This is a genomic window from Cystobacter fuscus (assembly GCF_002305875.1).
Taxonomy (GTDB): domain Bacteria; phylum Myxococcota; class Myxococcia; order Myxococcales; family Myxococcaceae; genus Cystobacter; species Cystobacter fuscus_A.
In genome coordinates, this window is record NZ_CP022098.1 from 8888874 (window position 1) to 8901481 (window position 12608).

General features: G+C 70.9%; 11 protein-coding genes, 1 tRNA gene and 1 pseudogene. 6 read left to right on the plus strand and 7 right to left on the minus strand.

Going from position 1 to position 12608, the window contains the following annotated elements; genetic code table 11:
* Positions 1-25: 25 nt before the first annotated feature.
* Both CYFUS_RS35890 and CYFUS_RS35895 read right to left on the minus strand, forming a co-directional pair.
* Positions 26-388, minus strand: coding sequence for a cupin domain-containing protein (locus CYFUS_RS35890; protein ID WP_095989312.1), 363 nt, complete (start codon positions 386-388; stop codon positions 26-28).
* 137 nt (positions 389-525) lie between these two features.
* Positions 526-732 carry a cold-shock protein gene (locus tag CYFUS_RS35895; protein ID WP_002621542.1) on the minus strand — a complete coding sequence of 69 codons (207 nt, stop codon included), beginning with the start codon at positions 730-732 and terminating at the stop codon, positions 526-528.
* Between the two features lie 223 nt (positions 733-955).
* On the opposite strand from CYFUS_RS35895, the gene CYFUS_RS35900 reads away from it, so the two are divergent.
* From CYFUS_RS35900 to CYFUS_RS35910, 3 genes are read left to right on the plus strand one after another with little or no spacing between them, the layout of a single operon-like run.
* Positions 956-1459 (plus strand): periplasmic heavy metal sensor, encoded by a 504-nt coding sequence (locus tag CYFUS_RS35900; RefSeq protein WP_095989313.1) that lies wholly within the window; start codon positions 956-958, stop codon positions 1457-1459.
* 25 nt (positions 1460-1484) lie between these two features.
* On the plus strand, positions 1485-2165 hold the full coding sequence (locus tag CYFUS_RS35905; protein WP_002621544.1) for a response regulator transcription factor: 681 nt from the start codon (positions 1485-1487) through the stop codon (positions 2163-2165).
* Complete coding sequence (locus CYFUS_RS35910) at positions 2162-3517, plus strand: HAMP domain-containing sensor histidine kinase (RefSeq protein WP_420042662.1); 1356 nt, start codon at positions 2162-2164, stop codon at positions 3515-3517. The genes CYFUS_RS35905 and CYFUS_RS35910 overlap by 4 nt, the downstream gene beginning before the upstream one ends.
* Position 3518: 1 nt before the next feature.
* Here CYFUS_RS35910 and CYFUS_RS35915 read toward each other — a convergent pair whose 3' ends face one another.
* The 5 genes and pseudogenes from CYFUS_RS35915 to CYFUS_RS35935 all read right to left on the minus strand — a co-directional run bounded on the left by CYFUS_RS35915 (position 3519) and on the right by CYFUS_RS35935 (position 9777).
* Positions 3519-4349, minus strand: a complete 831-nt coding sequence (locus CYFUS_RS35915) for a carboxypeptidase regulatory-like domain-containing protein (protein WP_095989315.1) — start codon at positions 4347-4349, stop codon at positions 3519-3521.
* A 114-nt stretch (positions 4350-4463) separates the two neighbouring features.
* Positions 4464-5348 (minus strand): ABC transporter permease, encoded by an 885-nt coding sequence (locus CYFUS_RS35920; protein ID WP_095989316.1) that lies wholly within the window; start codon positions 5346-5348, stop codon positions 4464-4466.
* Entirely contained in the window at positions 5345-6337 is a 993-nt protein-coding gene (locus CYFUS_RS35925; RefSeq protein ID WP_232537001.1) for an ABC transporter ATP-binding protein, read from the minus strand. The genes CYFUS_RS35920 and CYFUS_RS35925 overlap by 4 nt, the downstream gene beginning before the upstream one ends.
* A 22-nt stretch (positions 6338-6359) precedes the next feature.
* Positions 6360-7244 carry a heme o synthase gene (gene cyoE / locus CYFUS_RS35930; protein ID WP_095989318.1) on the minus strand — a complete coding sequence of 295 codons (885 nt, stop codon included), beginning with the start codon at positions 7242-7244 and terminating at the stop codon, positions 6360-6362.
* Positions 7245-7450: 206 nt separating this feature from the next.
* Positions 7451-9777 (minus strand): annotated as a pseudogene (locus CYFUS_RS35935) (tetratricopeptide repeat protein).
* Positions 9778-9955: 178 nt separating this feature from the next.
* On the opposite strand from CYFUS_RS35935, the gene CYFUS_RS35940 reads away from it, so the two are divergent.
* From CYFUS_RS35940 to CYFUS_RS35950, 3 genes are all read left to right on the plus strand, one after another.
* A tRNA-Ala gene (locus tag CYFUS_RS35940) sits at positions 9956-10031 on the plus strand.
* 95 nt (positions 10032-10126) lie between these two features.
* Positions 10127-10726, plus strand: a complete 600-nt coding sequence (locus CYFUS_RS35945) for a DUF2760 domain-containing protein (RefSeq protein ID WP_095989319.1) — start codon at positions 10127-10129, stop codon at positions 10724-10726.
* A 25-nt stretch (positions 10727-10751) separates the two neighbouring features.
* Complete coding sequence (locus tag CYFUS_RS35950; protein ID WP_095989320.1) at positions 10752-12605, plus strand: Hsp70 family protein; 1854 nt, start codon at positions 10752-10754, stop codon at positions 12603-12605.
* Positions 12606-12608: the final 3 nt, after the last annotated feature.

Sequence of the window (12608 nt, forward strand, 5' to 3'; positions counted from 1 at the left end):
ACCGCCTGGCCCACGCCCCCTCCCCTCACGCCTTGACCTCGCCCTTGTTCTTCTCGTCGCGGCCGTGCACCGAGGCCGGCGGGCTCGTGGCCTCCACCGCCGTGAAGGTCTCGAGAATCTTGTACGTGTGGCTGGCCCCCTTCGGCACGAGCCACGAGTCCCCGGGGTTGAGCACCAGCACCTGGCCCTCCAGGTGGAGCTCCGCGCGGCCCTTGATGACGTAGCCCACCGTCTCGTAGTCACGCATGCTCACGGGCTTGGCCTCCGCGGGCTGCTCGTTCTCCCACAGCCGCATCGCCACCCGAATCCCCTCCGCCAGGTACTTCTGCCCCATCTGCCCCGTCGGCGAGTGGTGGGAATCGACCTTCTTCACACTGGTGTCACCCATCTCGGCTCTCCCCTGTCGTTTGACTTCTTCCGGACAAGCTAAGGAAGCCAAGAGCGAAGCGAACCCCCCGAAACACCACGCCCGCTCCCCCCCCGAAGGGAGAAGCGGGCGGGCGGGTCACGACTCGAAGGCCCTGCTCAGCTTAGCGGGCGGACGTTCTGCGCCTGCAAGCCCTTGGGGCCGCGCGTCACGTCGTACTCCACCTTCTGACCCTCGGCCAGCGAGCGGAAGCCCTGCGCGTTGATGGCGGTGTGGTGGCAGAAAACGTCATCCCCCCCCGCATCCGGTGCGATGAAACCAAAGCCCTTCGCGTCGTTGAACCACTTCACGGTACCAGTTGCCATGGACTTCCCTGACTTTCTGCGCCTGCGTAACGGCAATCCACCACCCTCAACGTGAGGATGGTTCTGCGGATGAAACGGCTCGGAGCCATCCTCCATTCCTCCCCGGCCTTCACACTTCTTCATCGCTCCCCGGGTGAGCGCTTCACATCCGCCTCCTACCTTCCCGACTGACCGATGGCGCCGAGCCCCCGACGGGCCGGTCGCTCACGGAAGGAGCAACACCATGTTCGGATACATCTTTGGCGCGGCCTGCCTCGCGGGAGCCCTCTTCACCGTGCGCCGCGCCCGGCGCTACGCCTCCTGGCGCGGCGGCCCCGGCCCCTGGAGCCCGCGCGGCCGCATGCGCCACGTCTTCGAGCGGCTCGACACCTCCCCCGGCCAGGAGAAGATCCTCGTCCAGGCCGTCGAGGACGTGATCCAGGCCGCCGAGAAGCTGCGCGGCCTCTGGGGCGACACCCGCTCCGCCTGGGCTCAATCCCTGCGCGGAGAGCACTTCGATGGGGCCTCGCTGCGTGAGCAGGACGCCAAGCAGGACGCGCTCGTCGACGAGCTGCGCAAGACGATCCAGGCCTCGCTCGCGAAGGTCCACGAGGCGCTCGATCCGCGTCAGCGGCGCGAGCTGGCGGACCTCGTCGAGCGCGGCTGGGGCTTCTCCCACCACCGCCACCGCCGCGCCCACGCCTTCCGGGCTGGCCACTGCGGTTGGCGCGGCGCCTGGGCGGGGTGAAGCCTTGGTAGAGTCCGCCCCGCCCATGTCCACCCGCGTCCTGCTCATCGACGATGACACCCGGATGTATGAACTGCTCGAGCAGTACCTCGGGCAGCAAGGCATCAAGGTGACCCATGCCCCCGACGGAGGACGCGGCCTGGCCGCCCTGGACTCCCAGGCCTTCGACGCCGTGCTGCTGGACGTGATGATGCCGGGCATGGATGGACTCGAGGTGTGCCGGCGCATCCGCTCGCGCAGCACCGTACCCATCCTCATGCTCACCGCGCGCGGCGACGAGACGGACCGCGTCGTGGGCCTGGAGCTCGGCGCGGACGACTACCTCGCCAAGCCCTTCAGCCCCCGCGAGCTGCTCGCGCGCCTGCGCGCCGTGCTGCGCCGCGCCCAGCCCTCCGCCATGGCCGAGAAGCTCGAGGCCCACGGCGTCTCCCTCGACGTCCCCGCCCGCGAGGCCCGCGTCAATGGCCGGCGCGTGGAGCTCACCGGGCTCGAGTTCGATCTGCTCGTGGCGCTCGTGCGGCGCGCCGGCCGCGTCATCCCCCGCGACGCGTTGCTCGGCGAGGCCGGCCGCAGCGACACCCTCGTGGGCGAGCGCACCGTGGACGTGCACATCTCCCACCTGCGCCAGAAGCTGGGCGAGGACGGCGCGAAGCTCATCAAGACCGTCCGGGGCGTGGGCTACCTCTTCGCCCGGGAGGGCCCGTGAGACGGCACGGGCGCGGGCACGGGCACGGGCACGGGCCCTGGGAATCGCCCGGCGGCTGGCCTCCCCGCCCGATGACCCGGCTCGGCGTCTATGTCCGGGCCCGGCTGCGCCGACGGCTCTTCCTCTGGTTCGGCATCTCCATCCTCGTCACCGGCGTCGTGGTGGGCTCGGTGATGAACCTGGTGGGAGGCAACTCCTGGCGCCAGGAGCTCGAGCGCGTGCGCACCTTCGCCATCCACCGGCTCGCGGATGTCTGGGACGAGCCCGAGCGGCGCGACGCCCTCGTGCGCGAGGTGTCCACGGATCTGCTGCTCGACATCGAGCTGCTCGACGCCTCGGGCAAGAGCCTCGTGCGCGCCGGAGAGCCGTGTCTCGGCCCCGCCAACGTCATCCTCCCGGTGGAGCACGAAGGCGTGCGGCTCGGCACCGCCTACGTCTGCTCCGGGCGCACCCGGAGCCGCACTCCCTGGCGTGGCACCCTGTTCTGGGCCGTGAGCGGACTCACGATGTGGATGGCCTCGGGCTGGGTGGCCCGGCGGCTGGCCCGGCCCCTGGACATGCTCGCGCGCGCCGTGCAGCAGTTGGGCGAGGGCCGGCTGGAGACGCGGGTGGACCTGGGCCGCCACGCCACCGGGGAGATGCAGCTCCTGGCCTCCGCTTTCAATGAGATGGCCGCGCGCATCGAACGGCAGATGGCGGACCAGCGCGAGCTGCTGGCCACCGTGTCCCACGAGCTGCGCACACCACTCGCGCACCTGCGCGTGCTCGTGGAGCTGATGCGCGACGCCGGAGGACCCGAGCGCACCGCGGACCAGATGGAGCGAGAGATCGTGGAGCTGGATGCCCTGGTGGGCGAGCTGCTCGCCAGCTCCCGCCTGGACTTCGGCCAGCTCAACCCCCACGCCCTGGAGGGGAAGGATCTGGCGCAGCGGGCCCTGGAGCGCACGGGCCTGTCCGCCGAGCTGCTCTCGGTGGAGGTGCCCGACACGAAGCTGGTGGGCGACGCCACGCTGCTGGGGCGCGCGCTGACCAACCTGCTCGACAACGCGCGCGGACACGGCCAGGGGGTGGAGGCGCTGCGGTTGGTGGAGCGCGAGGGGCGGCTCGCCTTCTGCGTGGAGGACCGGGGGCCGGGACTGCCACCGGGAGAGGAGGCCCGCGTCTTCGAGCCCTTCTATCGGGGCAGCGCGGGCGGAGAGCGGCGCGAGGCGGGCTCGCTGGGCCTGGGGCTCGCGCTGGTGCGGCGCATCGCCCGGGCCCACGGCGGAGAGGCCTTCGCGGAGAACCGGCCCGAGGGCGGCGCGCGCGTGGGTTTCACCCTGGAGCGCGGCGGCCGCCCGGCGGCGGGGTGAGCTACTTCACCGAGCCCGACGCGCTGTTCTTGGCGTCCTCGGGGGAGAACTCGAAGGCGAGCGTCGTGCTCTCCCCTTCCTTCACCGTCACCTCGGCCGTCTTGGTGCCGAGCACCTCGTGCCAGGCCTCGAGCGTGTAGGTGCCCGCGGGCAGGTGCTCGATGGAGTAGGCCCCGTCCGCGTTGGAGGTGGCGAAGTACGGGTTGGGATTCACCACCACCCAGGACACCATCCACGGGTGGATGTCGCACTTGAAGCGGACCACCTCGGCGTCGGCCGGCAGCGTGCGCTGCACGGGCTTGCCATTGGGCGGTTGGGCCACGTTGAAGATGGACTTCGTGCCCGAGATGGCCCGCGCGTTGTGCAGCGTGCCGTCGCTGTTCTTGATGAGGATGGGCTGCCCCACGGCGACGCCCTGCACCCGGGGGGTGTAGCTGCACTGCTTCTGGTCCACGACGGCGGGCCGCGTCCGGGGCGAGCGGGGCATCAATCCGCGCACGCGCACGAGCACGTTCTCCAGCTTGCCCGCCTTCACCTGGAGGGACTGGTCCACCAACGGCATGCCCTGGCAGGAGGGATCCTGGCTGGGGGTGACGGGCGCGGGCGTGGGCGGTGTGCCCTTGAAGGTGATGGTGCCCTGGACGGTGCCGCCGCCCGTCAGGGGCTCGGGCTCGGGCGACTCCTCGGCGGGAGTCGCCTCCGCCGCCGCGTTCTGGGTCCGCGAGGACGGCTCCGTCGGAACGGGCGCGGGGGGGCTCTCCTGCTTGCAGGCGGCCAGGGCGGTGAGTCCCACCGTGCCCAGCAGCGCGATCCCCAGCGTACGCAACTTCATGTCATCTCTCCTCATGGCGCCCACTTCCGCCGGGCCGCGCGGTGAACCCGTGAAGGGCGCCACCTGTCGTAAGAAGAGCGGTCCTGGAAGTCAACGCGAGAACGGGTTTACGGGTCATTCCCGGCGGCTGATGCTGAACGCGGCCAGTCCCGTGAAGACGGCGGCGAAGACGCACAGCACGGGCAGCTCGAGCCCGGCGGACGAGGAGCCCAGGGCGAGCGAGGCCTCGGTGCCATAGAGCGCGCGCCGCAGTCCCTCGACGGCGAAGCGCAGGGGGTTGAGGCGCATCACCCACGCCAGCACGGGACTGGCGCCGTTGAGCGGGAAGAGGGAGCCGGAGAGCACCCACATGGGCAGCAGCACCACGCTCATGACGGCGTGGTAGCCGGCGGTGGAGCGCACCCACCACGCGAGCGCGATGCCCATGCAGGTGAGGGCCAGGGCGGACAGCCCCATCACCGAGAGCAACAGGGGCACGTTCACCGTGGCGGCCGACACGCCGGCCAGCGGCGCGAAGAGCAGGAAGAGCGAGGCCTGCAGCAGCGCGATGGCCGAGGAGCCCAGCGCCTTGCCCAGCACCACCGACAGGCGCGAGCCGGGCCCGGCCAGCACGGACTGGAGGAAGCCCTCGCGCCGGTCCTCGATGACGGAGATGGTGGCGAAGATGGCGCTGAAGAGCAGCACCATGGCGACCACGCCCGGGAAGGAGAAGCGCTGGTAGTCCAGGCCCCGGGCCCCCTCCACGCGGAAGGAGCCGGAGAAGCCCGCGCCGATGACGAACCAGAAGAGGATGGGCTGGGCGAGCGCGCCCACCACGCGGCTGGGCTGACGGAAGAAGCGCACCACGTCACGCGAGAGCAGCACGCGCACCGTGGCCCACTGGAGCGCGAGCGCGCCCGGCACACGCGGAGCCCGCGCGGGGGCGACCGGCTCCACCCGCTCGAGCCGGGGCTCGGGGGACAGGGAGGTGTCGGAGAGGGAGGAGGCGTGGGCGTTCATCGACGGCTTTTCCTCTTGGAAGGCTCGGCGGTGGGTTGATCCGCCCCCAGGGTGCGGCCCGTGAGTTGAAGGAAGACATCCGCGAGCGTGGGCCGGCGCAGCGACACCGCGGCGAGCCGGCCCGCGGGAAAGGCCTCCACCAGGCGGGGCACCAGGGCATGGCCCCGCTCGGCCTCCACCTGCACGTGCCCCTCCACCACGCGCGCCTCCAGCCCCAGGCGCTCGCGCACCTCGGCCGCGAGCGCCTCGGGCTCGCGGCCCTCGAGGATGAGGAGATCTCCCCCCACCCGCGCGGTCAGGGCCGCGGGCGTGTCCATGGCCACCAGCCGCCCGGCGTCCAGGACCGCCAGGCGATCACACAGCTGCGCCTCGTCGGCGCGGTGGGTGGTGAGCAGCACCGTGAGGCCCTCGGTGTCGCGCAGCGCGCGCAGGTGGGCCCAGAAGGAGCGGAAGGACGCCTCGTCGAGCCCCTGGGTGGGCTCGTCCATGAGGAGCACGCGGGGCTGGTGCACGAGCGCCCGCGCCAGCTCGAGCCGCCGCCGCATCCCCCCCGACCAGGTGCCCACGCGCTCGTCCCCACGCGCCTCCAGGCCGATGAGCCGGAGCATCTCCTCCACGCGTGTGCGGGCGTGCTCACCCGTCAGCCCATACAACCGGGCGCCGAGCAGGAGGTTCTCCCGCGCGCTCATGAGATCATCCAGGCTGCCGCGCTGGAAGATGATGCCCAGGCGCTGGCGCAGCGAGGGATCATGCAGCGACAGGGGCCGCCCCTCGAAGAGGATGCGGCCCGCGTCGGGGGCCAGCAGTCCGGCGAGCACCTGGAAGGTGGTGGACTTGCCCGCCCCGTTGGGGCCGAGCAGGCCGACGATCTCCCCCGCGCGCACCGAGAGGCTCAAGCCATCGAGCGCCACGCGCGACTTGAAGCGCCGGGTGAGACCGTCGAGCTGGAGCAGGGGCACGGACGAGAGCGCCGTGACCGGAGAGGCCAAAGGGGCCGGAGTCATCCTCGAATCAACCATGTCCCCCGCTGTCGAGCATCATCGCGGCGAAAAGGCCGGTCAGGTACAGCAGGCTGAACAAGAACGTCTGGCGGGCCCAGGCCCTTCCCAGGCGCCGGAAGAGCCCCGCCGCGCCCAGGCCGAGGAAGGACAGGCCCAGCAGCACCGCCGCGGCGAGGTACCAGCCCCCGGAGATGCCGAGCTGGAAGGGCAAGAGGCTCATGGGCACCAGCGCCACGAGGTAGAGGACGATCTGCAGGCGGCTCGAGTCCTCGCCCCGCTCGATGGGGACGGACTTGAGGCCGGCCGCCACGTACTCGTCCTGGCGGAACAGGGCGATGGCGATGAAGTGGGGGATCTGCCAGAGGAAGAGGATGGAGAAGAGGACGTAGCCGCCCGCGTCGATCTGCCCCGTGACGGCCGTCCAGCCCATGAGCGGGGGGAGCGCGCCGGGCACCGCGCCCACCAGCATGGCGATGGAGGAGTGGGCCTTGAGCGGCGTGTACACGAGCACGTAGCTGAGCAGCGCCACGAGGCCCAGCAGCGCGGTGAGCGGGTTGGCTCCCAGCGCGAGCGCCGGCAGGCACACCGCGGCGAGCCCCACCCCGAAGGCGAGCGCGACCTGGGGCTCCATGCGTCCGGAGGGCAGGGGGCGGTTGCTCGTGCGCGCCATGAAGCGGTCGCTGTGGCGCTCCCAGTAGCAGTTGAGCGCGTTGGCCGCGCCCACCGTGCCGGCGGTGGCCAGGAGCGTCACCAGCATGCGCGACACCGTCAGCGCTCCGGGGGCCAACCACATGCCGCCCGCGGTGGTGGCCAGCACCAGGCCCGACAGCCTCGGCTTGGTGAGGGACATCAGATCCGAGGCGAAGCTCGGCGAACTCACGGCACGCGCAATCACGCGGACTCCCCGAGGCGCGTCAGGCACGCAGGGCGGCTGGCGCGGCTGGAGGCGGAGCGAACTCCGCCCAAGATGAGATGAAAGGCCGCCCTCCCTTACACACAAGGAGGTGGCCACATCAAGCAAACGGGCGCGGGATTCATGCCATCCCCGCGCCCGCCCACATGTCTGGTGACTACTTTTTCTTGTCGGTGGGACGAGCCCGGCTACAGAGCCTGGGCCTGCGCCACGTACTCGCCCTTGGGCTCGCGCTTGACGTACTCCTGCGCCAGCGCCTTGGCCTTGGGGGCCTGCTTCTTGTCCTTGGCGAGGAACGCCGCGTAGAAGTAGTAGGCCGGGGCGTAGTTCTCGTCCGCGTTGAGCGCCTTCTGGTACGTCTCGTCGGCCTTGGCGGTGTCGCCCTTGCCCTCGAAGACGCGCGCCAGCTCGAGCAGCGCGGTGGCCGCCTTGTCCGGCTGGCCGATGAACTCGGTGCTCGCCTTCTCCAGCGACTCCTGGGCCTTGGACCACTCGGAGCGCTCGCGGTAGATGGCACCGATGGCCAGACGGGCCTCGGGGTTCTTCGCGTTGGCGTCCTTCACCGAGCGCTCATACGTCTTGAGCGCGTCGTCCAGCTTGCCCTGGCGGCGGTAGGCGTTGCCCAGCATGGTGAGCAGCTTGGGGCTGTCGCCCATGGTCTTGAGCGCGGTGACGAGCGCCTCGGAGGCCTCCTTCTCGCCGCCCGGCTTGCCCATGAGGGCCTTGGCCAGCTCCACGTAGAGCTGGGCGCGCGTGCCGTCCATCTTGACGGCCTTGCGGATCTCCGCGGCGGCCTCGTCGTAGTGGTTCTCCGAGAGCAGCCGGCGGCCCTTGATGAGGTAGAGCTCGGGGCTGTTGCGGTCGAGCGCGAAGCCGGTGTCCTCGGCCTTGGTCAGCTCCTGGCGCGCCTTCTCCTTGTCGGTGGGCACTCCGGTGTCCGCGGAGAGCCTGGCCTGCTCGTCGGGCTTCATCTTCTCCATGGCGGTGGAGACGCGGGAGATGAGCAGCGCGCGCGCCACGTTGGCCGCCGCGAGCTGGCGCGGCGAGGGAGGAGGATCCACCTCCAGCAGCTTCTTGAGCATGACCGCGGCCAGGCCGAAGTTCGGCTCGTCCTGCTCGAGCATCAGCAGGGACTTGCCGAGCAGGGACTCGGGGTGGTCCTTCTCGTAGCGCAGGGCGAAGTCGTAGTTCTTCCAGGCGGTGCCGTCCTGGCCGAGCCGGCGGTACACCGCGCCGAGCGCGGCGTAGATGCGCGGATCGTCCGGAGAGAGGCCCTGGGCCTTCTCCAGGTTGTCCTTGGCGCGATCCAGGTCACCCGCGTTCATCTGGATGAGGCCGAGCGTCAGGTACAGGAGCGAGCTGCGCTTGCCCTGCTCGTCGAAGCTCTTCACTTCCTTCTCGAGCTCGACGAGCGCCTCCTTGCCCTTGCCTCCGTACGTCTTGACGAGGGCGGCGGCGGCGTAGAGGTGCGAGCTGACCTCCTTGCTCTTCTGGGCGGCCGCCAGGTGCTCCTCGGCCTTGTTGCGCGCGTCGTCCCCGCCGCCGTGCTCACCCCAGCGGATGGCGTAGGCGTACGCGAGATAGCCGTGGGCGGCCGTCGAGTCGGGAGCGACCTCGATCGCCTTGTCCGCCGCCTCGCACGCCTTCTTGTAGGAGGCGAAGGAGTCGTGCTTGAGCTCCTGGGTGGCGGCGTCGAGCTGCTTCTTGATCTCCCGGTTGCGCTGGGCGGCCATGCGGCCCTGGACGAAGTAGCCGCCCAGGAAGATCGGCACCGCGACGAGCAGACCGAGGGTGATGAACTTGTTCGTGTTGGAGCCGCTCTTCTTGCGCGACTTGCCAGGCGCGTCGTCATCGTCGTCGACGTCATCGTCCTCGACGACCACGGCGGGACGGCGGGTGGCCGCCGGACGCGCGGCCTGCGCGGCGGGGGCCTTGGCGCGAGGAGCCGGCTCGGCCGCCGGAGCGGGCGCGGCCGGGGCGGGCGCGGCGGCCACCGGAGCGGGCGTGGCGGCCTGGACGACCGGAGCCGCCACGGGAGCAGGCGTGGGCGCGGGGCCGGGGCGGGGGCCACGGGCGCGGCGGCCGCGGGCGGCTGCACCTTGTACTGCTGCATCACCGCCAACGTGTCCGAATCCGTGGGATCCGCCTCGTAGGCCTTGAGCAGGTTGGCCTTGCCGGCGTCGGCTTCACCGGTCTTGATCTGCAGGGCGCCCGCCATGCGCAGCGTCGCCTTGTCGGTAGGATAGGCCTGCAGCGCGCCCAGCACCTCTTCGAGGGCTTTCTTGTCCTTGCCCTGGTCCTGGTAGACGCGAGCGAGGAGGAGGCGGGGATCGGCTCGATTGGGGTGTGCCTTCACCCCTTTCTTGCAGACGACCATCGCCTCCATGAAACGACCGGAGGCGAGATACGCCTCGGCGAGGGGCTTGTAGGCTTCGGAAGAAGGGTCGGACGCGAAGGCATGCTCCAGCTTCGCGAGCTCGGCCGGGCTCAACGTCTTTGATGGGGAGGTGGACATTAAAGGAGGTGCCTTGAGGGGGTTCTTATGACACCCCCAGTTGCCGTGCGTCAATCGCCCAGGAGGGCCCGAACATTCCCGGCTTGACACCCTGGTTGGGGTCCTGTACATGCCCGTTCGTCTTCTCGACGGCGGGAAACCGCAGCCGCCCAACGGTGTTGAGAAACAGGAGTGTCATGGGGGTGTAGCTCAGTTGGGAGAGCGTCGCGTTCGCAATGCGAAGGTCGTCGGTTCGATCCCGTCCACCTCCACCATGAAGTTCCGAAGGGCTCTCCTGGAAACAGGGGAGCCCTTTTCTTTTGCGCCTCCAGTGAATTGAAAAGCGCGCCGGGTCTGTTATCCGGGGCCGATGACCGACCAGCCCTCGCTCTCGTTCTTCGCCCGTCTGTGGCTCGCCCTCGTGTGCTTCTGGCGAATCTGGCTCGATCGCTCGTTCGCCCAGGCCGTGTTGCCCGTGCGCGAGGCCGACCGGGCCGGCAAGCTGCCGGCGGGTACCCTCGTCCCCGAGCCGACGCCCACGCGGCCCACCCCGCCCCCCTCGGCGCCCGCCCCTCTGCCCCCCGAGCGGGAGCACGCCTCGGCCCTCCAGTTGCTCGCCATGCTCCAGCGCGAGGGCCGCCTCGTCGACTTCCTCCAGGAGGACGTGGCCGCCTTCCCGGATGAGGACGTGGGGGCCGCCGCGCGCATCGTCCACGAGGGGTGCCGCAAGGTGCTGCGCCAGTACCTCGCCCTGGAGCCCGTGCTCCCCCAGAACGAGGGCGACAGCGTGCAGGTGCCCGCCGGCTTCGACGCCCAGCGCATCCGCCTCACCGGCAACGTGGCCGGCCAGCCACCCTACTCCGGCTCGCTCAAGCACAAGGGCTGGGTCATCACCTCCGTGACGTTCCCCTCCACCAGTCCGGCCTTGGATCCGCGGGTGCTCGCGCCCGCCGAAGTCGAGCTGTCCTGACCTTCCCGACGGGGGCCCTCCTCTCATGTCCCGCTACGCGATTGGAATCGATCTCGGCACCACGCACTCCGCGGTCTCCTACCTCAACCTCGAGGGTGGCCAGGCCCGGGGTCCCGCGCAGTCCATGCTGCCCATTCCCCAGCTCACCGCCCCGGGGACCGTGGAAGCGCGCACGCTCCTGCCCTCCTTCCTCTACCTGCCCGGCGCCCAGGAGTTCCCTCCCGGAAGCCTCGCCCTGCCGTGGAATCCGAACGCCCCCGCGCTCGTGGGTGAGTTCGCCCGCGCCCATGGGGCCAAGGTGCCCACGCGCCTCGTCTCCTCGGCGAAGAGCTGGCTGAGCCACCCCGGAGTGGACCGGCGCGGCGCGCTCCTTCCCTGGCAGGCCCCCGAGGAGGTGCAGCGCGTCTCCCCGGTGGAGGCCGCCACGCGCTACCTGCGCCACCTGCGCGAGGCGTGGGATCACACCTTCGCCCGCTCGCGCGAGGAAGCGGGCAACGCCATGGCCGCCCAGGACGTCATCCTCACCGTGCCGGCCTCGTTCGACGCCGCCGCGCGCGACTTGACGCTCGAGGCCGCCCGGGCCGCGGGGCTGGAGAACGTCCTGCTCCTGGAGGAGCCCCAGGCGGCGCTCTACGCGTGGCTCGAGGCCCAGGGCGAGTCCTTCCGCAAGAACATGAAGGTGGGCGAGGTCATCCTCGTGGTGGACGTGGGCGGTGGCACCACGGACTTCTCGCTCATCACCGTGCGCGACCGCGCGGGCGAGGTGGAGCTCACGCGCGTGGCCGTGGGCGACCACATCCTCCTGGGCGGCGACAACATGGACCTGGCGCTCGCGCACACGCTCCAGCAGCGCCTCACCGCCGAGGGCAAGAAGCTGGACGCCTGGCAGTTCAACGCCCTCACCCATGGCTGCCGCATGGCCAAGGAGTCCCTCTACGGCAACGCGGCCTTCACCCACGCGCCCATCGCCATCGCCAGCCGCGGCTCCTCGCTCCTGGGCGGCACCATCCGCACGGAGCTGACCCGGGAGGAGCTCGACCGGGTCCTCACCGAGGGCTTCTTCCCGCCCTCCCCCGTCACCGAGCTGCCCCGGGTGGCCCGGCGCACCGGCCTCGCGCAGATGGCCCTGCCGTACGCGCAGGAGGCGGCGGTGACGCGCCACCTGGCCGCCTTCCTCACCCGGCAGGCCCAGGCCCTGGCCAACTCCCCGGACTCGCCCGTCGACGTGGGCGGCAAGGCCTTCATCCACCCCACCGCCGTGCTCTTCAACGGAGGCGTCTTCAAGGCCGGCCCCCTCAAGGCCCGGGTGATGGAGGTGCTCAACACGTGGCTCGCCGCCGATGGGGGCAAGCCCGCCCGGGAGCTCGAGGGCGCGGACCTGGACCTCGCCGTGGCCCGGGGCGCCGCCTACTACGGCTGGGTGCGCGAGGGCCATGGCCTGCGCATCCGCGGCGGCACCGCGCGCGCCTACTACGTGGGCGTGGAGACCGCCATGCCCGCCGTGCCCGGCATGGAGCCCCCCGTGAAGGCGCTGTGCGTGGCCCCCTTCGGCATGGAGGAAGGCACCCAGGCGGACGTGCCTCCCCAGGAGTTCGGCCTCGTCACCGGTGAGCCCACGAGCTTCCGCTTCTTCGCCTCGTCCGTGCGGCGCGACGACAAGGTGGGCACCTTCGTGGACGACGTGGAGGGCAACGGCGAGTTCGAGGAGCTGGCCCCCGTGGAGACGACGCTCCCCGGCACGCCCGCTCCCTTCGGCGACCTGACGCCCGTCAACCTCCAGGCCGCCGTCACCGAGGTGGGCACGCTGGAGCTGCGCTGCCTGGAGAAGAACGGCCCCGGCCGCTGGAAACTGGAGCTCAACGTCCGCATGAAGGAATAGAAG

Excerpts from the sequence above, each read along its gene's own strand:
- CYFUS_RS35890 (WP_095989312.1), bottom strand. The coding sequence starts at position 388 with ATGGGTGACACCAGTGTGAAGAAGGTCGATTCCCACCACTCGCCGACG.
- CYFUS_RS35895 (WP_002621542.1), bottom strand. The coding sequence starts at position 732 with ATGGCAACTGGTACCGTGAAGTGGTTCAACGACGCGAAGGGCTTTGGT.
- CYFUS_RS35900 (WP_095989313.1), top strand. The coding sequence starts at position 956 with ATGTTCGGATACATCTTTGGCGCGGCCTGCCTCGCGGGAGCCCTCTTC.
- CYFUS_RS35905 (WP_002621544.1), top strand. The coding sequence starts at position 1,485 with ATGTCCACCCGCGTCCTGCTCATCGACGATGACACCCGGATGTATGAA.
- CYFUS_RS35915 (WP_095989315.1), bottom strand. The coding sequence starts at position 4,349 with ATGAAGTTGCGTACGCTGGGGATCGCGCTGCTGGGCACGGTGGGACTC.
- CYFUS_RS35920 (WP_095989316.1), bottom strand. The coding sequence starts at position 5,348 with ATGAACGCCCACGCCTCCTCCCTCTCCGACACCTCCCTGTCCCCCGAG.
- CYFUS_RS35945 (WP_095989319.1), top strand. The coding sequence starts at position 10,127 with ATGACCGACCAGCCCTCGCTCTCGTTCTTCGCCCGTCTGTGGCTCGCC.
- CYFUS_RS35950 (WP_095989320.1), top strand. The coding sequence starts at position 10,752 with ATGTCCCGCTACGCGATTGGAATCGATCTCGGCACCACGCACTCCGCG.